18 protein-coding genes are annotated in these 21555 nt (G+C 65.8%); 8 read left to right on the top strand and 10 right to left on the bottom strand.

The genetic code is table 11. The annotated features are described in order from the left end of the window. The first annotated feature begins 227 nt into the window (after positions 1 to 227). Positions 228 to 1793, top strand: a complete 1566-nt coding sequence (locus O9Z63_RS11585) for an N-acyl-D-amino-acid deacylase family protein (RefSeq protein ID WP_270125383.1) — start codon at positions 228 to 230, stop codon at positions 1791 to 1793. A 130-nt stretch (positions 1794 to 1923) separates the two neighbouring features. On the opposite strand, the gene O9Z63_RS11580 is transcribed toward O9Z63_RS11585, so the two are convergent. The 6 genes from O9Z63_RS11580 to O9Z63_RS11555 form a co-directional block, all read right to left on the bottom strand. After that, complete coding sequence (locus tag O9Z63_RS11580) at positions 1924 to 3270, bottom strand: alpha-amylase family glycosyl hydrolase (RefSeq protein WP_270125382.1); 1347 nt, start codon at positions 3268 to 3270, stop codon at positions 1924 to 1926. Between the two features lie 212 nt (positions 3271 to 3482). After that, positions 3483 to 3965 carry a DinB family protein gene (locus O9Z63_RS11575; RefSeq protein WP_270125381.1) on the bottom strand — a complete coding sequence of 161 codons (483 nt, stop codon included), beginning with the start codon at positions 3963 to 3965 and terminating at the stop codon, positions 3483 to 3485. 1 nt (position 3966) lies between these two features. Next, the gene (locus O9Z63_RS11570) at positions 3967 to 5424 is read right to left on the bottom strand and encodes an alpha-amylase family glycosyl hydrolase (protein ID WP_270125380.1); all 1458 of its coding nucleotides are present in this window, start codon (positions 5422 to 5424) and stop codon (positions 3967 to 3969) included. A gap of 46 nt (positions 5425 to 5470) precedes the next feature. Then, the gene (locus O9Z63_RS11565; RefSeq protein ID WP_270125379.1) at positions 5471 to 5899 is read right to left on the bottom strand and encodes a DUF983 domain-containing protein; all 429 of its coding nucleotides are present in this window, start codon (positions 5897 to 5899) and stop codon (positions 5471 to 5473) included. Positions 5900 to 6005: 106 nt separating this feature from the next. Next, positions 6006 to 6872 carry a helix-turn-helix transcriptional regulator gene (locus tag O9Z63_RS11560; protein WP_270125377.1) on the bottom strand — a complete coding sequence of 289 codons (867 nt, stop codon included), beginning with the start codon at positions 6870 to 6872 and terminating at the stop codon, positions 6006 to 6008. Between the two features lie 160 nt (positions 6873 to 7032). Next, entirely contained in the window at positions 7033 to 7488 is a 456-nt protein-coding gene (locus O9Z63_RS11555; RefSeq protein WP_270125376.1) for a hypothetical protein, read from the bottom strand. A 65-nt stretch (positions 7489 to 7553) separates the two neighbouring features. Between O9Z63_RS11555 and O9Z63_RS11550 the strand changes: the two genes are divergently transcribed. From O9Z63_RS11550 to O9Z63_RS11540, 3 genes are all read left to right on the top strand, one after another. Next, positions 7554 to 8804 carry a helix-turn-helix domain-containing protein gene (locus tag O9Z63_RS11550; protein WP_270125375.1) on the top strand — a complete coding sequence of 417 codons (1251 nt, stop codon included), beginning with the start codon at positions 7554 to 7556 and terminating at the stop codon, positions 8802 to 8804. 205 nt (positions 8805 to 9009) lie between these two features. Next, positions 9010 to 9615, top strand: a complete 606-nt coding sequence (locus O9Z63_RS11545) for a hypothetical protein (protein WP_270125374.1) — start codon at positions 9010 to 9012, stop codon at positions 9613 to 9615. Between the two features lie 209 nt (positions 9616 to 9824). After that, positions 9825 to 10379 carry a YceI family protein gene (locus tag O9Z63_RS11540; protein WP_270125373.1) on the top strand — a complete coding sequence of 185 codons (555 nt, stop codon included), beginning with the start codon at positions 9825 to 9827 and terminating at the stop codon, positions 10377 to 10379. A gap of 198 nt (positions 10380 to 10577) precedes the next feature. Here the strand turns inward: O9Z63_RS11540 and O9Z63_RS11535 are convergent, their stop codons facing one another. Further along, positions 10578 to 13640 (bottom strand): TIM-barrel domain-containing protein, encoded by a 3063-nt coding sequence (locus O9Z63_RS11535; RefSeq protein ID WP_270125372.1) that lies wholly within the window; start codon positions 13638 to 13640, stop codon positions 10578 to 10580. A gap of 144 nt (positions 13641 to 13784) precedes the next feature. On the opposite strand from O9Z63_RS11535, the gene O9Z63_RS11530 reads away from it, so the two are divergent. Then, positions 13785 to 14126 carry a hypothetical protein gene (locus O9Z63_RS11530; RefSeq protein ID WP_270125371.1) on the top strand — a complete coding sequence of 114 codons (342 nt, stop codon included), beginning with the start codon at positions 13785 to 13787 and terminating at the stop codon, positions 14124 to 14126. 244 nt (positions 14127 to 14370) lie between these two features. Continuing rightward, positions 14371 to 14712: a hypothetical protein gene (locus O9Z63_RS11525; protein ID WP_270125370.1), complete on the top strand. Its 342-nt coding sequence runs from the start codon at positions 14371 to 14373 to the stop codon at positions 14710 to 14712. A gap of 151 nt (positions 14713 to 14863) precedes the next feature. Here the strand turns inward: O9Z63_RS11525 and ggt are convergent, their stop codons facing one another. Then, entirely contained in the window at positions 14864 to 16591 is a 1728-nt protein-coding gene (ggt, locus tag O9Z63_RS11520; protein WP_270125369.1) for a gamma-glutamyltransferase, read from the bottom strand. 165 nt (positions 16592 to 16756) lie between these two features. Between ggt and O9Z63_RS11515 the strand changes: the two genes are divergently transcribed. Continuing rightward, a complete protein-coding gene (locus O9Z63_RS11515; protein ID WP_270125368.1) occupies positions 16757 to 18805 on the top strand; it encodes an alpha amylase C-terminal domain-containing protein in 2049 nt (682 codons plus the stop codon). Positions 18806 to 19032: 227 nt separating this feature from the next. Continuing rightward, a complete protein-coding gene (locus tag O9Z63_RS11510) occupies positions 19033 to 19578 on the top strand; it encodes an REP-associated tyrosine transposase (protein ID WP_270125367.1) in 546 nt (181 codons plus the stop codon). Positions 19579 to 19698: 120 nt separating this feature from the next. Here the strand turns inward: O9Z63_RS11510 and O9Z63_RS11505 are convergent, their stop codons facing one another. Further along, a complete protein-coding gene (locus tag O9Z63_RS11505; protein ID WP_270125366.1) occupies positions 19699 to 20172 on the bottom strand; it encodes a YdeI/OmpD-associated family protein in 474 nt (157 codons plus the stop codon). Between the two features lie 134 nt (positions 20173 to 20306). After that, entirely contained in the window at positions 20307 to 21386 is a 1080-nt protein-coding gene (locus tag O9Z63_RS11500; protein ID WP_270125365.1) for a glycosyltransferase family 4 protein, read from the bottom strand. Between the last annotated feature and the right edge of the window lie 169 nt (positions 21387 to 21555).

Below are 21555 nucleotides of genomic sequence, written 5' to 3'. Positions count from 1 at the left end.
TGGGGTGATGGGGTTATGGGGTTATGGGGTGACGGGGAATGGGAGAATGAACTTGCCGAAGCATCTCTGCCGCTTCGTTGCAATGCTATTCATAATCGCCCAATGGCCCGGCGTTTGTAGTCCGGTTATGTTATTTTGAAAGCTGATATCAGTCCGGCAGGGGCAGCGCTTTGCCGGTTGTGCCGTTACACCTACGCGAAGCCAATGGTTCGGGCTACATTCGCCGTATGCGCCTCGCCTTTCTGCTTCTGCTGCTTGCTCACACCACGCTGGCCCAAACGCCGCCTAAAGCCGACTTCCTCATCCGCAACGGCCGCCTCTACGACGGCACCGGCAACACCTGGATGCAGGCCGACGTGGCCGTGCGCCACGGCCGCATCGTGGCCGTGGGCCGCCTGCCGGCCAGCTACCCCGCCGATACCGTGCTCGACGCCCGCGGCCTGGCCGTGGCCCCCGGCTTCATCGACGTGCACACCCACATCGAAGACGACGAAATGCGCCAGCCCACCGCCGACAACTTCCTTTATGACGGCGTAACGACCGTGGTAACCGGGAACTGCGGCTCCTCCCGGCCCGACCTGCGCCGCTACTTTCACTCGCTCGACAGCGCCCGGCTATCCGTGAACGTGGCCTCGCTGATCGGGCACGGCACGGTGCGCAAGGCCGTGATGGGCCGGGCGCGGCGGGCGCCGTCGGAGGCGGAGTTGCTGCGCATGGAGGCCTTGGTAGACAGCGCCATGCGGGCCGGGGCAGTGGGCTTGTCGTCGGGGCTGATTTACGTGCCCGGCACGTACTCGCGCACGCCGGAGCTGGTGCGGCTGGCGCGGGTGGCGGGCCGGGCCGGCGGCCTCTACGCCACCCACATGCGCAACGAAACCGACAGTGTGACCTTTTCCATTGAGGAGGCCCTGCGCATCGGTCGTGAGGCCAGTCTGCCGGTGCAGATTTCGCACCTCAAGCTGGGCGGGCAGCAGAACTGGGGCCGCACCGAAAACCTGCTTAGCCTCATCGAAACCGCGCGGCAAAGCGGCCAGGCCGTCACCATCGACCAGTACCCGTACACGGCCAGCTCCACCAGCCTCAGCACCCTGCTGCCCGATGCCGTGCAGGCCGACGGCCGCGACTCGCTGCGCGCCCGTCTGGCCCGGCCGGCCGTGCGCCGCACCGTGGAAGCCAGCTTGCTGGAGCGCCTGAAACGTCGCCAGCTCAAGCACTTCAGCTACGCCGTGGTGGCCAGCTTCCCGCCCGACACCAGCTACAACGGCCTCAGCATCGAGCAGATAAACCAGCGGCGTGGCAGCCCGCACAACGCCCGCGCTGAAGCCGCCACCGTGCTGGACCTAGTATTGCAGCACGACGCCGGCATGGTGTTCCACGGCATGAGTGAAACCGACGTGCAGAACATTATGCGCTACCCGCAGAACATGGTGGCCTCCGACGCCAGCATCCGGGTGTGGCAGGAGGGCGTGCCGCACCCGCGCGGCTACGGCTCCAACGCCCGCGTGCTGGGCCGCTACGTGCGCGAGCTGCACGTGCTGACCCTGGAAGAAGCCATCCGGCGCATGACCAGCCTGCCCGCCCAAACCTTCGGCTTTGCGGACCGCGGCCTGCTGCGCCCCGGTTTCGTGGCCGATATCGTGGTGTTCGACCCCGCCACCGTGCAGGACCGCTCCACCTTCGAGCAGCCGCATCAGTATTCGGAGGGCATGAAATACGTGCTGGTAAACGGCCGCCTGACCGTGCGCGACGGCCGCCACACCGGCGCCCGCAGCGGCCAGGTATTGCGTAAGTAGGGCCATGGAGACGCAATATTTTGCGTCTCGTCGTTGCTGATGCTGGTCAGTTCGCAATACCTAGTGTGCTTCCGGCCGTTCGATATCGGTCGTTCAACGACGAGACGCAAAATATTGCGTCTCTACGGCGCTACATCCGTTCCAGCACGCGCCAGCCGTGGGCCTGCACGGTCAGCGTGGCGCCTTCTTCCAGCGTCAGCTGTACCTGGCTGAATACGTCCAGCCACGTACCGGCGGCCTCGGCGGGGAACTGGAGCGGCGTGGGCTCTTCGGAGATATTGATGACGCAGAGCACGGCCGCGCCGTCTTTTTCGCGCAGGAAGCCATAGAGGCTGGCGGGGCCGGGGAGGCGGCGCAGGCGGCTGAGCACGTCGCCGTTGCGCAGGGCCGGGTGGCGGCGCTTGAGTTGCAGCAGTTTGGTGTAAAAGCTTTCCAGCGGCAGCTCGGTCCAGTCGATGGTGTCGCGGTCGAAGAACAGCAGGCGGCGGTTGAGGGCGGCTTCTTGGCCGGTGTAGAGCAGCGGCATGCCGGGCAGCAGCACCGTGAGCACCGCAAACGGCAGGGCCAGCGGCCCCAGTCGCTCGTACTCGGTGCCGTCCCAGCTGTTCACGTCGTGGTTGCTGGTGAAGTGCATCAGGTACACTGAGGGCGGATATTTGGCCCGCTCGGCAGCCAGGTAAACGTCGATGTCGGCCAGCGGGGCTTTGCCTTCGGCAATGTGGTCGAGCAGGTAGTGCAGGCGCAGGCCGAAGGTCATGTTGAAGGCCCGCTCCAGCAACTTGGTGTCGGAGTTGAACTGCTCCCAGGTGAGGCCGCCGCTGGGATAGAGTTCGTCCCACTCGGCCAGCATAAACAGGGGCTTCACCTCGTCCAGCTCCAGGCGCGCCTCGTCCCAGAAATCGGTGGGCACAAGGCCGGCCACGTCGCAGCGGTAGCCGTCGATGTCGGCCTCGCGCAGCCAGTAGAGCAGGGCGTCGGTCATGTAGCGACGCAGGCCGGGCTGGGTGTAGTCGAAGGCTACTACGTCGGTCCAGTCGGGCACGGGCGGCACGAGGCGGCCATATTCGTCGTGCTGGTACCAGTCGGGGTGCTGCTGCACCAGTGGGTTGTCCCAACTGGTGTGGTTGGCCACCCAGTCGAGTAGCACGCGTAGGCCCAGGGCGTGGGCCGTCTGCACGAGGTAGCGCAGATCATCGAGGGTGCCGAACTCCGGGTTCACCCCGAAATAGTCCTGTACGGCGTACTGGCTGCCCAGCGTGCCCTTGCGCTCCACGGCCCCAATCGGGTGAATCGGCATCAGCCACACGATACTGATGCCCATGGCCGCCAGCCGCGGCAGGTGCTCGGCAAAGGCCCGAAAAGTGCCTTCGGGCGTGAAATTGCGCAGGTTGACTTCGTAGATAGTGGCATTGGCGGCCCACTCCGGGTGACGAACCTGGAATAAGTGGGCATCGGGATGAACGGCGGAATCGGGCACGGGCTACGGCAGTGGTGGAAGGCCGTGTACGGAAAAGGAGGACTTTGGGGCACCTAACCCTCGGACCCTTAGGGATGCTAACGATTAATAAGGCGTCTACTCCAGCCCGGCGGCCTCTTGGAGCCGTCGGGCTGGTTTCCGCGAGAACAGTCGCTTGAAACAACGTCAGTGTGCTCCAACCCATTAGCCCGCCAAAAGCGGCCGGGTGGGCATCAGGTTCGGATAACATCGGTATCAATAGGCGTGTAGCCGAGGTGGCGGGCCATGCTCAGCAGTTGGCCTTTGTGGTGGAATTCGTGAGTGAGCGTGTGGGTGAACAGTGCCAGAGGCGTGAGAACCAGCGGCTCCGGGCGGTTGGGGGCGTGGTAGGAGCGTGGGGTTTGCCAGTGTGGCGCAGGCTGCGCGAGGAAGTCGGCCATCAGGGCATCAATCTGTTGGAAAAGCCGGCGCACAGCGTCCACGTCGGGCAGGGTGGCCGGGTCGGAATAGACGAGGGGCTGGCCTAGGCCGATGATGCCCAGCCAGTGCCGATAGCAGTTGGCCACGTGCACCAGCAGGTCGCGGAGGCTGCTGTGGTTGAAGGCCGGCACCGGCGCCGTGAAGTCGGTGGGGGCGAAGGTGGCGCAGTGGTCGAGCAGGACGGCGCGGCTGCTTTGCACCAGCGCATATTGGGCAGTCAGGAGGGGAGTTTCCATATTACCAGAGGCCGTTGCGGGGCAGGTCGGGGAGGCGCTCATACACGCGGTATCCGTGGGCGGGCACCAGCAGCTTCGAGCCGGAGCCCAGCTTGAGCACCTGCCCACTGAACAGCTCCCGGTAGATGCCCGGTCCCAGCGTAGTGGGGCGCACCTCGTGGGGCTGGCGGCCCAGGTTCACGGCGGTCAGCACGGCGGCCTCGCCCCGGCGGCGGATGAAGCTGTAGACTTCGGGGCTGCTGTTTTCTACGCGTTCAAACTCACTGCACGGGTCGCCGTTGCGCAGGGCGGGATGGCGCTTTTTCAGCTGCAGCAGCCGGGTATAGAAGTCCTGGAGCGGGTAGCCGTTCCACGGAATCGTGTCCTTATCGAAGAAGCGCAGGCGCTTTTTCAGAGCGGCTTCCTGGCCCGAATACACCATCGGAATGCCGGGCAGCAGGGCCGTGAGGACGGCCTGGGCCTGGGCGGTCTGGCCTAGCCGCTCGTACTCGGTGCCGTCCCAGCTGTTGATGTCGTGGCTGCTGGTGAAGTACATCAGGTAGCTGCTGGCCGGGTATTTGGCGCGCTCTGCCTGGAAGTACTTATCGAGGGCGGCGGTGGGCTGCTGCCGGCGGCTGATGCTGTCGAGCAGGTAGCGCAGGCGCAGGCCGTAGGTGGCATCGAAGGCCTTTTCCAGCAGCTTAGTGTTTGGGCTGAATTCGCCTTTTTCAAGGAAGGGCGGGGCGTGCAGCTCATCCCACTCGGCCAGCATAAACACGGGCTTCACCTGCTCCAGCAGCGGCCGGGTCTGGTTCCAGAAGTCGGTGGGCACGAGGCCGGCCACGTCGCAGCGGAAACCGTCGAAACCGGCTTCGCGCAGCCAGAACGCCATGCTTTGCTGCATGTAACCGCGCAGCTCCGGCTTGCTGTAGTCGAGGTCGATAACGTCCTGCCAGTCGGATACGGGCGGCACGAACTGGCCGCGGTCATCTTTCGTGAACCAGTCGGGGTGCTGTTGCGCCAGCTCACTGTCCCAGCTGGTGTGGTTGGCCACCCAGTCCAGAATCACGTGCATGCCGCGCTTGTGGGCGGCCTCGGTGAGGTGGCGCAGGTCGTCCATGGTCCCGAATTCGGGGTTGACGGCCCGATAATCCCGGATGGAATACTGGCTGCCGAGCGTGCCCTTGCGGTTTTGCTGCCCGATGGGCTGCACCGGCATCAGCCACAATATGCCCACGCCCATGCTATCCAGGCGCGGCAGGTGCTTTTCAAAGGCCCGAAACGTGCCCTCCGGCGTGTACTGCCGGATATTGACCTCGTAGATGCTGGCCGAATCAGCCCAGGCGGGGTGGCGGACGGTGTAGGCGGCCGGGGCGTCGGGCGCGCAGACGTTGGGCGTGAGGTCGAGGACGGGTTGCTTGGGTTGGCAGCCGGCCAGCAAACTCAGCACCAGCAGGCCAGGGGTAAAAAAACGGAGCATGCCGAAAAGTACCACTTTTCAACATGCTCCGCCGGAAATGGCCGGTTTAGCGGGCGTTGGTGTGGGCCCGGTCGGGGCGGTATTGGATGCCGCCGAACAGGTACAGCATCAGCGTGCGCGAGTAGCGCAACGACAGCGGCGTGAACAGCAGCGACACCACCGCCACGCAGACAATGTACACCCACGTATCGGGGTCGTTGAGCAGGAAGTACACTGCGAAGCCAATCACCAGCATGATGCCCGTCGAAAACACGAAGCTGATGTACATGGCGCCCCAGTAGAAGCCCGGCTCGGGCTCGTAGGCCTGGCTGCAGACCGGACATTGGGCGGGCATACTCATGAACTTGGTGCTGAGGGCCGGATGCGTGAACAGCGGGCCCTGGTGGCAGCGGGGGCAGCGCTGCTGCACCATGGCCAGCAGCGTGGAGTCGTGGTCGGTGTTGGGCGTGGCAGGAGGAGTGGCAGGAGTGGACATGGCAACCGGAGCAGATATGGATACAAAGCTACTCTACGCAGCCGCGCCCGGGAAGGCCCATCTGCGGGCAGATCCGGTACAAATCAACGCCACCTGACTTGCATCTTCAGGCCGGCTGGCGGAAGGCCTCGGGCGTGCGGCCGGTGTGGCGGCGGAAGTAGCGCCCAAAGTAGGAGGCGTCCTCGAAGCCCAGCGCGTCGGCTACCTGGGCCACGGTGGCGGGGGTGTGGTGGAGCAGGCGGCGCGCCTCCAGCAGCACCCGCTCCTGCACCAGGGCGCTGGCGGTTTTGCCCAAATGGCGCCGGCACAGCGCGTTGAGGTGGTTCGGCGACACGTGCAGCAAATCGGCATAGTGCTGCACCTCGCGCTGCTGCCGGAAGTGCTGGTTGAGCAGGCTCCCAAACTGCCGGAGCAGCTGCTGGGCGTGGCGGGGCTCGTCGGCGGGTGGGTTCTCGGGCGTATCTGGTGGGTAGTGGCGGGCGGCCAGCTCCAGGCACAGGTGGAGGTAGGAGCGCACTACCTCGTCCTGATGCGGAGCGGGGTCGGCGGCCTCCTGCCACATGCGCTGCAGCAGCGGCAGTAGCTCGGTTTCGGGGGCTGGCAGCTGCAGGGCGGGGGCGTGGCGGTGGTCGAAGAAGGGGTACTCAAACAGCCGCTCGCCGGGGTAGCGGAACAGGTAGAAGTCGGCCTCAAACAGCACCACGTAGCCCTGCGCGTCGTCGGAAAGCTGCCAGTGGTGCACCTGGCCCGGCGTCATAAAAAACACGCTGCCCGGCGCCAGCGGGTAGCTCACCAAATCGATGGTGTGGGTGCCCTGGCCCTGCGTGACGTAGAGCAGCAGGTAGAAGTCGTGGGCGTGGGCCTGGCTGACGCCGGGGAAGTTGGCCACGTGCCGTTCCAGCCGCTCCAAGTACCACGGCCGCCGGCCCGGCCCCTGCGGAAACGACTGCAGCGTGAGAACGGGCAGAGACATAGGCGGGAAACAGGAGGGTTTTGGAGAAGGTGGAAAGGTACGTCATGCAGAGGCGCAGCCGAAGCATCTCGCGTGCTGATGTTGTGGTACTATTGATTACTACACGAGCGAGATGCTTCGGCTGCGCCTCTGCATGACGTTCTTTAGCCGTGTCTGCCGCCTACTCGAACCGCCGCAGCCGTTTCTTGCTAAGCTCGTAGCTGATGATGGCCGGGATGTAGAACGTGACGTCGGCCAGCAGCTTGGCCACTACGATGCCCGTTCCGAAGCTGCCTAGCCAGCGTGGCATGTAGTAGAGCAGTGCCGGCCGAATCAGGAGGCTGTCGAACACCTCGGCCACGCCAAACTCCACGGCCAGCGCCCGCACGTTCTGGCCCAGCGTGCGCCAGCGGTACGGCCGGCCGCTGGCCTGCAGCGTGCGGCGCGTCTGCCATACATCCTGCCCCAGCAGCCAGCCAAAGTACGCCACGTTGCCGGCCCAGGTGCCCGCCAGCGCCGCGCTCAGGCCGTTGCCGGTAGCGCGCAGAGCCAGGGCCGCCGCCAGCAGCGTGGCTGCCACCGACAGCACCTCGGCGGGCAGGTAGCGGCGCAGCCATTCCCGAATCTTCTGTTTCATAAGCCAGTGGAAATAAACGGCTATTTTGGCAACCCGGCCCAACTACCGTCTTTTTTCCTGCCCGTATGCAGATACCGTTTACGCCTTTGGTGGTCGTGCTGCTGGCCGTGGTGGCGCAGGCTGTGTTTGCGGCCGGCCTGCTGTGGCTGGCCCCGGCCAACCGCCTGCCCAACCGCTTTCTGGCCCTGCTCATGCTGGCCATTGCCCTCTGGCTGCTCGACGGCTTCTTCCGCGAAGCTAACATCTACGGGCAAAACGCCAACTGGTACTTCGCGCCCATCTACTACTCGTTTGCCTTCGGGCCGCTGCTATACTTCTACGTGCGCAGCCTCGTCAACCACGATTTTCGGCTGCAGCGGCGGCACGTGTGGCACTTTGGGCCGGTGCTACTGCAGGCGGGGCTGTACTGGTGGCTGCGGCTGCAGCCGTACAGCACGCGCCTGTGGTTCTGGGAAACCGTGCACCAGCCATACACCTATCGTGTGGAGTTTATTGGGACCTGGGTTTCGCTCACGGTGTATCTGGGACTGAGTTTGCGGCTGCTGCAGCAGTACCGCCGCTGGCTGCCTGACAACTTCTCGGAGGTGTCGAAGCTACGGCTGCAGTGGCTGCGGGTGCTGCTGGTGTTGGTGGGCGTGGTGAGTGCGCAATGGCTGCTGGAAGTGGTGCTGCGCGAGTTTTTCGGGTTGTATTACGCCTACGACTACTCCACCGAGCTGCTGGGTGTGGTGGTGTTTCTGGTGGGCGTGGTAGGGCTGCGCCAAGCCGATATGCGCGCCGTCCGCTTCGAGCCGGAACTGGCTGAGCAGGAGCTGGCGGCTTTGGAATTGCAGCCCGTTTCTACGCCGCTGGCCGTTCCCACGCTGCCGCTGCAACCTGATGCAACTCCGGCGGCCTCGTTGGTTGCAGAAGCCGCTCCCGAAACCACGGCCATCCAGGCCACGGCTACCACGGCCACGGCCGCGCCGGTGGCGGATGCGGCCGTGGTGGCGCGCATTCGGCAGGCGCTGGAGCAGGAACGGCTTTATCTCAACCCCACGCTCACGCTGGCCGAGCTGTCGGCGCACACCGGCCTGGCTGCGCGCCTGATTTCGTTCACGGTCAACAACGGCTTCGGCCAGAGCTTCAACGACCTGGTGAACGGCTACCGCGTGGCCGAGGTGAAGCGCCGTCTCGCCACCCCCGACGCCCGGCGTCTCACGCTGCTCGGCATTGCCTTCGAAAGCGGCTTCAACTCCAAAACCACCTTCAACCGCATCTTCAAGCAGTTCACCGGCACCGCCCCGCGGGACTGGAATGCTGGGGTGGCGGAGTAGAGTTGATTGTCATTGCGAGGCCGAAGGCCGTGGCAATCCTTCCTCTCGTGGCAGACACTTTCCTTGCAGCAAAGCCCTCCGGCACTAGGTTAGCAACCTACTGCCGGAGGGCTTTTCGATTAGGGTTGTTTAGCTCAAAAGAGAGGAAGGATTGCTTCGTCCTTCGTCCTCGCAATGACAGTACCAATAGCGCCCACATCATGATGTGGGGCGTCCCGCAGCCGGATTCGGGGCGTTTGGGGTGAGCCGGACGGCCACCTTTGGGTCATTCATCAACCCCGAACGACCCATGAAGACGCTGCTGCTCCTGCTGGACCTTGCCGCCCCGGCTGCCCCGCTGCTGGCCCAGACCACGCCCCCCGCCACCGCCTGGACCGACCACACCCGCGTGCTGCCCGACAAGCTGCGGCAGGTGCCGGTGGGCCTCACGCTCTGGCACACGCCCAACCCCAACTACCCCGAGCTCAACCCCGATAAGCCCGGCGCCTTCCTCTGGAAGCACAGCACCCTGCTGCGCTCTGAGGTGGGCGAGCTGGAAGTGGTGGAGTGCGGCAGCTTTATCTGGTACGATGAAACCGGCTGGAAGCAGAACATGGCAGAGACACCCGCACAGTTTGCCGAGATATTCCAGTGCCCCGGCGGCCGCCTGCAGCCCGGCCGCACCTACACCTTCGCCAAAAACTACCGCTACGCCGACAGCGCCCGCCAGCTCTACGGCGGCGACGCCCTCTGGTACATTCTGGCCCGCGACAAAGCCGGCAAACTCTACAAAGGCCTCGGCCTGCTCGAAACCGAAGCCACCGTGCGCTAGCCCTGTGGTGCCACGGGTTGCCGAAGGCCTCGTGGACCACTACCGTTGAACGGCGCGCATCGGCCACAAGCGTCACTGCAGGTGTCCCCGTGGTACCTCCACCGTTGAACGGCGCCGCCGGTGGTCGTTCAACGATAGTGGTACAACGAGGCCTTCGGCAACCCGTGGCACCACTGCCCACCAGCTTACCCATATACTCCCCCGAAACCATGAAACTTCTCCTCGCCTTCCTGACCTTCTGCGTGCTGGCCGCCGCCCAGCCCGCCGCTATTTCCTACCAGCTGCTGCCCGCCGCCCTCACTTGGACCGGCTACGCCGAAGTAGGCACCTACGCCCCCAGCGGCACCGTGCAGCTCCGTCGCGGCAGCTTCCTCTACGACGGCCGCACCCTACGCCAGGCCCGTCTGGAAGTGGACATGCGCACCATCGCGCAGGAGCAGGCCCAGCTGGCCGAGCACCTGCGCGGCGCGGATTTCTTCGACGTAGACAAATACCCAACGGCCGTTTTCGTGCTACAGCAATTCGGCCAGGGGCAGGCCCGCGGCCAGCTCACGCTGCGCGGCGTCACGCGGCCCGTGCAGTTTCCGCTGCAGCTGGAGCGCCGCCCCGACGGCCGCCTGCGCCTGCGCGGCACCGCCACCCTCGACCGCACCCAGTTCGGCATCAATCACAACTCCACCAGCTTCTTCCAGAACCTGGGCTCCTACGCCATCCGCAACGAGTTCCAGCTCACGTTCGACGTACTGGCCGAAGCGGCGAAGTAGGCGGAAATAAGAAGCGGTTTGAGTACGATGTAGAGACGCAATATTTTGCGTCTCGTCGTTGCTGAGGTTGTTATAGCCTCACACTCCCAGTCGTTCAACGACGAGACGCAAAATATTGCGTCTCTACATCGTGCTGGCAGCATCTTGCCATTATGCACCGGGCCACTTCGCGGGCAGCTCACCACTCGGACTTTCATGTCACTCAGGCAACACTACCAGCCGCTGGCGCTGGCCGGCTAGCTCGGCCCAGTACACGCCGCCGGCCACCGGCTTGCGCTGGTCGTTGTCGGTGGGCCAGACGAGGGCGTGGGTGCCGGGCGAGGTGGCGGCCGGCAGGCTGCGCACGCGGCGGCTTGTGGCGTCGAGAATACGCAGCGTATCGGGGTGGGTGGCGTGGTGCACGGTGTAGCGCAGCGTGGTGCGGCCCGCGAAGGTGCGGTTGTCGGGCGCTTCCAGCGTCAGCGGCTCGGGCAGGGCGGCGGTGGGGGTGGTATGCAGGCGCAGGCCGCGCACCGATACTGTGGCGGGCTCGCGCGCCAGCTCGAAGCGCAGGCGCAGGGTGTTGGTGGCCGCTTCAAACGCCCAGGCTGTGGCCGGCAGCGGCGCCTCGTTGAGTAGCACCGCTGCCGGAGCGGCCGCCACGCGGGGAATCATTAGCTCGATGTGGCGGCGGGTGGGGGCCCCGGGGTAGCTCTGGCCGCCGGGCACCACCCGGATATCGGCCTGGGTGGCGGTGGTGAGGCCGCTGAAGGCCAGCAGCGTGTAGGCGCCGGTGTGCGCCACGGTGGCCGTTTTGCCGTCGTCGTCATACACCGTGAAGGTGCTGCGGCCGGCGGCAGGGTCGGCGTAGTAGCGCACGCGCAGGCTGTCGGGGTGGTAGCGGGCGGTGGTGGGCACATAGGGCGTCATTGGCAGGAAGGCGCCGGAACGCACCAGCAGCGGCAGGCGGCTGAGCGGCGCGGCTACGCTCACGGTCTGGCTGCCGGCGTAAGTTTGCTGCGTGTCGAAATCAACCCAGCTGCCAGCGGGCAGCACCACGTTGCGGCGGCGTTGGCTAGGCTGCAGCACCGGCGCCACCAGCAGGTTCGGGCCCAGCAGAAACTGGTCGTTGACGTTGGCCAGGGCCGGCGTATTGCCGGCCTCGAAGGCCTGTTGCTGCCGCTCCCGCAGAATATTGTCGCCCCAGCCGCTGGGCGTGGCGGTGCGCCAGCTCCAAACTGCCGGGTCGGCGCTTTGGCCCGGGCCAACATCTTCGGAGAAGCCAGCCGCAATTTCCTCCGCTGATAAGCCTGCAGGTTGGTTGGAGGCCTCCACGGCTTCGGGCAGCAGATAGGTGGGGCCGAAGTTCATCGGGCGCGCCAGGGGCGTGCCGGTCTGGCTGTTTTCCCAGGCCAGCGAATACAGGTAGGGCAGCAGCTCGTAGCGCAGGTGCGTGTAGCGGCGCACGATACTCTTGTAAGGTTCCGGCCACCAGTAGGGCTCGGGCGGCACGCCTTCGCCGTGGGGGCGCAGGATGGGGCCGAGGCTGGCCATCTGCAGCCAGCGGGTATACAGCTCGGGGTCGGTGGGGCCGGCGCAGAAGCCGCCGGCGTCGGAGTGCATGAAGCCCACGCCGCCCAGGCCCATGCCCAGCATCACGGGCACCTGCGCCTGCAGGCCGGCCCACGAGCGGCTCACGTCGCCGGACCACGGAAACACCGAGTTGCGCTGCATGCCGGCCCAGCCCGAGCGCGCCAGGTTGAACAGCCGATCCTGCGGAAACTCGCGGCGGTAGTTTTCCTGCAGAATGCCCGCCCAGGCTTGGCCCAAGGCGTTGTGCACCTGCCGGGTGCTGCCCCGCAGGTGCTGCATGTCGGCGGGGTGGTTTTCGGGCTCGCCCAGGTCGCTCCACCAGCCGGCGGCGCCCTCTGCTTTGCGGCGGCGGTAGTAGCTCCAGAGCCAGGCGCGGGTTTCGGGGCGGTCCATGTCGAGGATGGTGGCCGGTCCGGCCCAGAACGATTCCACGGTGTAGGGCGAGCCGTCGGCGTGCGTGCCCACGAGGCCCAGGCGGCGCACGTCGGCGTCGTTGCGGGAGGTGCGCATCACGTAGGGCTCGGAAATCAACAGCGTTTTCACGCCCGCCGAGTCCAGCCGGCGCATCATGCGGGCGGGTTGCCGGAAGTGCCGGTAGTCCCAGTCCAGGTCGCCCTGCCGGGTGGTGCCCCCGAACCAGTACAGGTCCAGCACCAGCGCGTCCAGCGGAAACCCCTCGCGCCGCATGCGGGCCGCCACTTGCTCCATCTCCGTATCTGATTTATACCCGAACCGGCTCTGAATCAGGCCCAGGCCCCAGCGCGGCGGCAGCGGCTGCCGGCCGGTGAGCAGCGTGTAGCGGCTCAGCAGCTGGGCGTACGACTCGCCCGTAATCAGGAAGTAGCAGAGGCTCCCGACTCCCTCGTTGCGGTACTCCAGCACGTCGGGGCGGGTGGCGCCTAGGTCGAGGGTGGCGGCGGCCGGGTGGTCGAACAGCAGCATGTAGCCGCGGCTGCTCACCACCGTCGGCAAGCTCACGTTGAGCGTGGGCTCGCCGTTCTGGTAGGCGTAGTGGGCTTCGTTGTAGAGGCGCAGGCGGCGGCCCCGGCGGTCGAGGGGCAAAGCGCGCGAGCCGGTGCCGTAGAGGTGCTCATCGGGCTGCAGCTGAAACGATACGCCCGTGCCGCCCGGCGCGTCGGGGCCCGCGGCCGGGTGCCGGAACACGCCGTCGGCGTCGGCTACCACGGTTGCGCCCGGGCGCTGGTAGCGCACACGCAGCGGGTTTTTCTCGATGATGACGGTGATGCTAGGGTCGATTGGCCACGTGAGCTGCCCGGCTGTGGCGCGCACGTAGCCGTTCTCAAAATCCAGGTAAGCCTGCGCCGGCAGGCCGGGCTCGGGCCCCTCATGGTGCATGAAGGGCGCAAACCACTCGGCCGGCGGCTGCACCACGCTCACAGACGGCAGACTCTGCACGGCCGTGCCTGCCGGAAAATACTCCACCCGCACCACGCCGGCGGCCCAGGGCTGCACCCGCAGCGTGCCGCCCTCGGTGCTGCGAACCGTGAGCAGGCCGCGCTGGTAGCTGTGCGACTGGTAGCGGCCGAGGGGCCGCAGCGCCGCCTCGGGCCGCCGAAACGGGTCGGCCTGTACGGAAGAGCCGCCGGCATGCTGGGCGTGAGCGGGACGGGCAAAAGCCAGCAGCAACAGCGGCAGCACCGGCCACCCGCAGCGGAAAAATGTAGGCATGAAGTGCAGAGTTTGGCCCGCAAGATAGGGGCGGCGGCGCCCACCCAACCGCCTTGGGCCGCTGCCGCCAGCTGAATCTGTGGAACGCCCGGCGGCGCCTTGCGTACGCTGAAATATCCGGCCACCTTCTAACCTGCCTTCGCCATGAACCACGCATCCCGCATCGAAGAAACCATCCAGAACATCTACGACACCTTCTCGCACCCCGGCAAACACCCCGTAGAGGCCGGCCTCGGCGCCATCGACAGCTGGATTCAGGCCCTCGACGGCCTCGGCGGCTCGGCGCTGCTGGGCATCCAGAGCGAGCTGCGCGATTTGCGCGCCCACGTGCAGAGCGACGACCGCCCCGCCATGGCCGCCTCCCTGCAGCGCCTCGGCGAGCACACCTCCCTTACAGCCCGCGACCTGCACGACGGCACCGGCGACCAGCTGCGCCACCTCGGCCAGACGCTCATCACCGCCGCCGGCAACCTGAAAATGGTGTAAGTGGTCAGTGTTAATTTTTTGATAATAAAATAGATGGGTGTAAGATTCGGGCCGGCCTTGCTCCTGTGGGAGCGAGGCCGGCCTTGCCTTTGGCGGGCCAATCCCAACGCAGGGCCTGTTGGGGGCTGCACCATCGGGGGGCAGATATGTTTCAGGAATGCTTGTTCAAATAATTGATAATCAACATTGAAGCCTTAGGTAGGTAATAGGCCTGTTCAATCTCACCAACCAAACCCCTACTACCATGGATTCTACCTCATCAACCGGCACCACCCAACTCGACGCTACCCTGCAGGCCCTCGGTGGCGGCCTGAGCGCTGCGGCTCCGGCCGCCGGCGGCAACATCGACAGCTGGATTTTCACCCTGAACGGCGCCGGTAGCCCCGAGCTGAGCGCCATTGCCTCGGAGCTGGAAAACCTGAAAAGCGCCATTGGTAGCGGCGACGGCAGCCAGATCAGCCAGTCGCTGCAGACGCTGGGTGAGCACACCACCAAAGCCGCCGCCAGCGCCACGCCCGACGCCCAGGCCAAGCTCCAGCAGCTCAGCCAGACCCTGAGCTCGGCCGCTACGTCGCTGAAAGGCTAAGCGACACTGCGTCAACACGTAAAAAGGCTGCTCCAATTGCTGGAGCAGCCTTTTTACGTTTTCAGAAAATCCCGAAATGGTGCTTTAGTTCTGCAGCTTGGCTTCACCTGTTGCCGCGTTATCAGGCTGAAGCGCCGCATTGGTTTTCAGGCTAATACCCGGCCGCCGTGTCGTCGCCGCGGGGGTCGGCGCCGCCTTCCAGCTTGCCGCCGGGCAGCACCCGAATCACCTCGACGCGGCCCCAGGCGTTGCGCGGTTTCAGTACGTAGCCGCGGGCGCGGAGCGTGTCTTCGGCGGCGGGCAGCAGGGCGCCGGCTTCCACGTCAATCTGGTCGGGCAGCCACTGGTGGTGCAGGCGCGGCGCGGCCACGGCCTGTTGGGCGTTCATGCCGTAGTCGAGCACGTTGAGGCTGGCCTGCAGCACGCTGGTGATGATGGTGCTGCCGCCCGGCGTGCCCACCACCAGAGCCAGCCTGCCGTTTTTGGTGAAGATGGCCGGCGTCATTGAGGACAGCATGCGCTTGCCGGGCGCAATGGCGTTGGCCGTGCCTCCTACCAGCCCGTAGGCATTGGGCACACCGGGCTTGCTGCTGAAATCGTCCATCTCATTGTTCAGGATAAAGCCTGCCCCGGCCACCACCACCTTGCTGCCGTAGGCGCCATTCAGCGTCGTCGTGCAGCTCACGGCGTTGCCCTGCGCGTCCACGATGTTGTAGTGCGTGGTCTGGTCCGACTCGTATGCGGGCAAGCCGGAGCCGGCCGCCACCTGGGCGCTGGGCGTGGCGCGGCGCGGCTGGGCGGTGCGCATCCGCTCCTGGTTGTACTTTTTGTCGAGTAGCTGGGCCACCGGCACCTTGCCGAAATCCGGGTCGCCGAGGTAGGTGGCGCGGTCGGCGTACACGCGGCGCTGGGCCTCCGTAATCCAGTGCGTGGCCTGCGGCGAGTGCCATCCTAGTCCGCGCAGATTCACGTTTGGCTCCAACATCTGCAGCATTTGCAGCAGCGCCACCCCGCCCGAGCTGGGCGGCGGAAACGTCAGCACGTCGTGGCCGCGGTACTGGCCGTGCAGCGGCGTGCGCCACTTGGGCTGGTAGCCCGCCAGGTCGGTTTTGATGATGATGCCCTGGCCGCGCTGCATTTCGGCCACAATCAGGTCGGCCGTGGCGCCTTCATAGAAGCCAGCGCGGCCCTGGTCGCGGATGCGGCCCAGCGTGGCGGCTAGGTCGGGGTGCCGGATTAGGTCGCCGGCCGCCCAGGGCGTGGGCCGGAGGTAGGAGCTGCCGGGCGTAAACCGGGCGAAATCGGCGCGGGTGCGGTTCAGGCCAGCCGCTTCCTTTTCGGTGAGCTTCACGCCCTGGGCGGCCAGGTCGACGGCGGGCTGCACCACCTGCGCCCAGGTCAGCTTGCCCAGCTTTTTGTGCAGCTCCACCATGCCCGCCACGGTGCCGGGCACGCCGGCCGCGCGGTGGCCCAGGGTGCTCAGGTCCGGAATGAGGTTGCCCTGTGCATCGAGGTACATGTCGCGCGTGGCGGCGGCGGGGGCAGTTTCGCGGAAGTCCAGCGCGCCTTCCTGGCCGTCGGCGCCACGGTAAAGCAGGAAGCCGCCCCCGCCGATGTTGCCGGCCACGGGCAGCACCACGGCCAGCGCAAACTGCACGGCCACGGCCGCGTCGTAGGCGTTGCCGCCTTGGCGCATGATGTCCACGCCTACCCGCGTGGCTTCCGGGTGCGCCGACACCACCATGGCTTTATCGGCCACCACGGGCGTGCCGTCCGGAATGGGGGCGGCCAGCGTGGCAGTGTCGGGGGCCGCCTGTGGCGGAGTGGTGGAGCAGGCAGCGAGGGCCAGCAGCGCCAGCGAGTGAAAAATACGCTTCATAAGCGGCAAGGTAAAGCAGATTAACTGGGGTTTGACTGGCATAGCGCGAACTTGCCGCCGCGGGTTGCCGGCTGGCTGGCCCGGCCACAAAGTTCGCCCGGCAGTGGCCGGATAACCCAACTTCGCGTTACATCAGTAGATTTGACCGAAATAAACTACCGCGCTATGGCTCCTGAAATGCTTGTCCCGGCCCTGAAAACGCCGCATCTGCCGCTGGTGCAGCAAGATGCCTGGCTGACGCCCTACGAACCCGTACTGCGCCAGCGCCTGCAGCGCCTCGACGACCGCCTGCAGGAAATTCAAAGCGAATACGGCTCGCTGAGCAAGTTTGCCACTGCCCATCAGCAGCTCGGCCTCAACTACGACGCCCGCCGCCGCGGCTACTGGTACCGCGAGTGGGCGCCCGCCGCCGAGGCCCTGTTCCTCATCGGCGACTTCAACGGCTGGGATCGGGAGGCTACGCCCCTGCAGCGTCAGCCCGACGGCGTGTGGGAGATTTTCCTGGCTGACAAGCAGTACAAGGAGCGTCTCACGCACGGCAGCCGCTACAAGGTGCACGTGCGCAGCGCCCACGGCGCCAAGGACCGCCTGCCCGCCACCGTGCGCCGCGCCGTGCAGGACGAGCACAGCCACGACTTCGCGGCCCAGGTCTGGCGGCCGGAAACGCCCTTCGCCTGGACCGACCAGAAGTTTCGGGTACACAACCACGTCAAGGAGCCGCTGATTTATGAGGCCCACGTGGGCATGGCCACTGAGGAGGGCCGCGTGGGCACCTACCGCGAGTTTGCCGACCAGATTCTGCCCCGCATTCAGGCCGGCGGCTACAACTGCGTGCAGCTGATGGCCGTGATGGAGCACCCGTATTACGGCTCGTTTGGCTACCATGTGGCCAATTTCTTTGCCGTGTCGTCGCGCTTCGGCACGCCCGAAGACCTGAAGTATCTCATCAACGAAGCCCACAAGCGCCACCTGGCCGTGCTGCTGGACGTGGTGCACTCGCACGCCGTGAAAAACGAGGCCGAGGGCCTGGCCGACTTCGACGGCTCCGGCGACCAGTATTTCCACGAAGGCCCGCGCGGCAACCACCCCGGCTGGGACTCCAAGCTGTTCGACTACGCCAAGCCCGAAGTGCAGCGCTTCCTGCTCAGCAACCTGCGCTACTGGCTGGAGGAGTTCCACTTCGACGGCTTCCGCTTCGACGGCATCACCAGCATGCTCTACCACCACCACGGCGAGGGCGTGGCGTTCAGCTCCTACGACCAGTATTTCGGGCCGGAGGCCGACGAGGACGCCATACTGTACCTGCAGCTGGCCACCACGCTGGTACACGAGCTGAAGAAAGGCGCTCTGCTGATCGCCGAGGACATGAGCGGCCTGCCCGGCCTGTGCCGCCCCATCAGTGAGGGCGGCATCGGCTTCGACTACCGCCTGGGCATGGGCATTCCGGATTACTGGATCAAGCTGCTCAAGCACACCCGCGACGAAAACTGGAACCTGCACGAGCTCTGGCACACGCTCACCAACCGCCGCGCCGGCGAGAAAACCGTGGCTTACGCCGAAAGCCACGACCAAGCGCTGGTCGGTGACAAGACGCTGGCCCACTGGCTGCTCGACAAGGCCATTTACGAGCACATGCACAAAGATGACCCCGACCCCATCACCGACCGGGGCGTGGCGCTGCACAAGCTCATCCGGCTGCTCACGCTGGCGCTGGGTGGCGAGGCCTACCTGAACTTCATCGGCAACGAGTTCGGCCACCCCGAGTGGGTGGACTTCCCGCGCGAGGGCAACGACTGGAGCTACCATTTCGCCCGCCGCCAGTGGAGCCTCGCCGACAACCCCGACCTGAAGTTCCAACAGCTGGCCGCCTTCGACCACGCCCAGCTACACCTGGCCCGCAAGCAGCACCTGCTGGCGCACCCTGCCGCCCACCAGCTCAACATCGACACCGACAACCAGGTGCTGGTGTTCGAGCGGGGCTCGCTGCTGTTCGTGTTCAACTTCCACGTAAGCCGCAGCATCCCCGACTACCACTTCTTCGTGCCGCACTCCGGCCACTACCGCATCCTGCTCAGCACCGACGCCCCCGAGTTCGGCGGCCACAACCGCGTGGATACGTCCTTGACCTACGAAACCTTCGAGGAAGACGGCATCGACAAGCTGAGCCTCTACGTCACGAGCCGCACCGCGCTGGTGCTGATGCGGGTAGGGTAGAACAGAGAAGCAAATAGACCGTCATGCAGAGGCGCAGCCGAAGCATCTCGCTAGTGTAGGCCGCTGGCCCCGGTCTGAGCGGCTTTGCCGCGTAGACCGGTGGCCGCCCCACCGCCCCGGTCTTCGACCGGAGGACGCGCAGCGGCCAGCCGGAACCGCGCCAGCCGTGCAGTATTATAAATCAGAAGCCCACGCTACATTAGCGTGGGCTTCTGATTTATAATACGATGGCGTACAGAATCCGGAATCAGCAAGGGTTGTATTTCCTCACCTTCACTATCGTCAGCTGGGTTGACATTTTCACCCGGCCGGCTTACAAAGAGCTTATCCTTGAGAGCCTACGCTTCTGCCAACAGAAGAAGGGACTGGAGCTGTTCGCTTACTGCCTGATGACCAATCATCTGCACCTGATTGCGCGGGCGGCTGAGGGGGCAGCGCTATCAGACTTCGTGAGGGATTTCAAGAAGTTCACCTCCCGGAATCTGTTTCGGATGCTGCATGCCAATCAGCAGGAAAGCCGCCGCAAGTGGCTGGAATGGATATTTACCAGCGAGGGCCGCTTCAATCCCGACAACACCTACGTGCAGGTGTGGCAAAACGACAGCCACGCCGTGGAGCTGACCACCGAAGCCATGACCCGGCAGCGGCTCGACTACATTCACCAGAATCCAGTGCGGGCCGGGATCTGCTACCGCGCCGAAGACTACGTGTACAGCAGTGCCGCGCAGTATGCGGGGCTGGAGGTGCTGCTGCCGGTAGAGTTGCTGTTTTAGCGGCGCGGTTCCGGCTGGCCGCTGCGCGTCCTCCGGTCGGAGACCGGGACGGTTTGGCGGCCACCGGTCTTGCCGACTGCGTCGGCGCAGACCGGGGCCAGCGGCCGGTCAGCTAACCGCCTACTTCAGCTTTTTGCCGGCTTCGGCGCCTTCCAGCACGTCCTGGATGCGGCGCTGGCGGGCTTCGGGCTTTTTAGCGCGCTCCACCCATTGCACATACTCGCGGCGGTGGGGGTAGGCCAGCTGGTCGAAGGCGGGGCGCAGGCCGGTGCGCTCCAGGGCGCGGGCCAGGTCGTCGGGCACCACGAAGCCGGGCTCGTCGGTGTCGGGCATCATCGTGACGTGCACGGGCAGGCCCCAGGTTTTGCCGATGGTGTTGCGCAGCTGCTTGTTCACGGCCAGAATGTGGTGGCCGTCCTCGTCAAGCGTGAGCGGCAACCGGAACGGAAAGCCGTCGAGGGTGCCGCGCACGTGCACCTGGCCCCGCTGCCCGAACACCTCGGGCACGCTGAACGGCACGAAGAGAAACACGCCGCCATCGGTCGGATGCAGCTCTAAAGTGGTATCAAAAACCTGTTCCTGCGAATCAGACATAGAGAAGAAGGGAAGATGCGGCGGCCAGCCAATACAAAAAGAAGCCGCTGGCCGCTCCGGGCGGCCAGCGGCTGCAAAGGTAGCGCTCCGTACACTAGCGCCGGCTATCTGCCGTCCGCCACCTGCCAGTGCTGCTACGCCGGGGCCACTTCCTGAAGCGCCGCCAGAATGGCTTCGGCGAGGCGGGCCGGGTCCTGTGCGGCGGCGGCCGACAAGCGGCGGACCCGCTGTGGCGGCAGCTCGTGCAGCTCCAGCACCCGCAGGGCCAGGGCTGAGGAAGCCGCCAGCACCAGGTCGGCGCGGCGCAACGCTAGGCGCTCCAGCTCCAGCACCCAGCCCCGGTCGGCGGCCGTGTTGCGGTCCTGGGCCAGGCTGTGCACGTGCAGCACCAGCGGCTTGCCGGTCAGCTGCCGCAGCTCCAGGCCGGCCAGCCACGCCTGCCAGTCGGCGGCATAAATCACCGCAAACTCCTGGCTGGCGGCCAGCCGCGTGGCAAACCGGGCGTACTGAATCACGCGGAAGTTCAGGTCGGCATCGGAAACGGCCGGCGTGCGCAACGCTTCCAGCGCAACGGTCAGCACCGACTGCGGGCCGACCAGCGCGGCCGCCGGGGCCGGCTGGATGGCTGCCACGGGAGCAGTGGGCGCAAGCGTTTCAGAATACGGCGCCCCTTCCTGATCTGCGGTTTCTGGCTCGGCGCCAGCCAACTCCGTAAAGTCGAGGGCGGCGGCTTCCTGCGCGTCCGGCTCGGCTTCATCGGCGGCAAAGGCGTCGGCGTTGAGCAGGGTAGCTGTTTCGGCGGTCTGGGCGGTATCTGCCGAAGCCGGTTCGGCCGCGGCGTCTGGCCCTAGGGCTGCGGCTGGCGCGGCCTCGCTGCTGCCGATGTAGGGCGCCGCTGGCGTGGCCGGGCCAGTTGCCTCCGTGCCCACCGTGGCGCCCAGGTAAGGCGCCATCGGCGACTGCCAGGTTTCCGGATGGGGGGCGTTGAAATGGGTGTCGGCCAAAGCCAGCTCTTCGGCGGTGAGGTTGCCCAGGCCGGTGGCGGTGGCGGGGGCCGGCAGGTGCATGGGCTCGGGCAGATGCGGCAGCAGCAGCGTGAGCGCCGCGTGCGGGGCCAGCGCCGAAACCAGCGCGGCCGTAGTGGCCGGAGTCGCCTCCGCTCCGGCGGGCGCGTCCCAGCCCAGCATCAGTACCTTAAGCGGAGCAATAGTCATGGGCAATCGGGCAGAAAAAGGAAGAATAGCAAAACCGGTTTATTGGGGCTATAAAGGCGGTTTTTACGAATCAATAGCCAATGTTAGGCAAAATTCGCGGGATTCGTTTTTACCTTCGCAAGCTTAATGCAGGCTTCTCCGGCACGGCCGGATTTTTTTTTACCCGCCC

The organism is Hymenobacter yonginensis (genome assembly GCF_027625995.1).
Lineage (GTDB): Bacteria > Bacteroidota > Bacteroidia > Cytophagales > Hymenobacteraceae > Hymenobacter > Hymenobacter yonginensis.
Note: the sequence above shows the minus strand (reverse complement) of the source record. Positions and strands in the feature narration are given on the sequence as shown.

Bases quoted from the DNA above. Each gene is read 5' to 3' on its own strand.
- O9Z63_RS11585 (WP_270125383.1), top strand. From the start codon at position 228: ATGCGCCTCGCCTTTCTGCTTCTGCTGCTTGCTCACACCACGCTGGCC.
- O9Z63_RS11565 (WP_270125379.1), bottom strand. From the start codon at position 5,899: ATGTCCACTCCTGCCACTCCTCCTGCCACGCCCAACACCGACCACGAC.
- O9Z63_RS11555 (WP_270125376.1), bottom strand. From the start codon at position 7,488: ATGAAACAGAAGATTCGGGAATGGCTGCGCCGCTACCTGCCCGCCGAG.
- O9Z63_RS11570 (WP_270125380.1), bottom strand. From the start codon at position 5,424: ATGCTCCGTTTTTTTACCCCTGGCCTGCTGGTGCTGAGTTTGCTGGCC.
- O9Z63_RS11550 (WP_270125375.1), top strand. From the start codon at position 7,554: ATGCAGATACCGTTTACGCCTTTGGTGGTCGTGCTGCTGGCCGTGGTG.
- O9Z63_RS11535 (WP_270125372.1), bottom strand. From the start codon at position 13,640: ATGCCTACATTTTTCCGCTGCGGGTGGCCGGTGCTGCCGCTGTTGCTG.
- O9Z63_RS11515 (WP_270125368.1), top strand. From the start codon at position 16,757: ATGGCTCCTGAAATGCTTGTCCCGGCCCTGAAAACGCCGCATCTGCCG.
- O9Z63_RS11510 (WP_270125367.1), top strand. From the start codon at position 19,033: ATGGCGTACAGAATCCGGAATCAGCAAGGGTTGTATTTCCTCACCTTC.
- O9Z63_RS11540 (WP_270125373.1), top strand. From the start codon at position 9,825: ATGAAACTTCTCCTCGCCTTCCTGACCTTCTGCGTGCTGGCCGCCGCC.
- ggt (WP_270125369.1), bottom strand. From the start codon at position 16,591: ATGAAGCGTATTTTTCACTCGCTGGCGCTGCTGGCCCTCGCTGCCTGC.
- O9Z63_RS11575 (WP_270125381.1), bottom strand. From the start codon at position 3,965: ATGGAAACTCCCCTCCTGACTGCCCAATATGCGCTGGTGCAAAGCAGC.
- O9Z63_RS11525 (WP_270125370.1), top strand. From the start codon at position 14,371: ATGGATTCTACCTCATCAACCGGCACCACCCAACTCGACGCTACCCTG.
- O9Z63_RS11560 (WP_270125377.1), bottom strand. From the start codon at position 6,872: ATGTCTCTGCCCGTTCTCACGCTGCAGTCGTTTCCGCAGGGGCCGGGC.
- O9Z63_RS11500 (WP_270125365.1), bottom strand. From the start codon at position 21,386: ATGACTATTGCTCCGCTTAAGGTACTGATGCTGGGCTGGGACGCGCCC.
- O9Z63_RS11505 (WP_270125366.1), bottom strand. From the start codon at position 20,172: ATGTCTGATTCGCAGGAACAGGTTTTTGATACCACTTTAGAGCTGCAT.
- O9Z63_RS11530 (WP_270125371.1), top strand. From the start codon at position 13,785: ATGAACCACGCATCCCGCATCGAAGAAACCATCCAGAACATCTACGAC.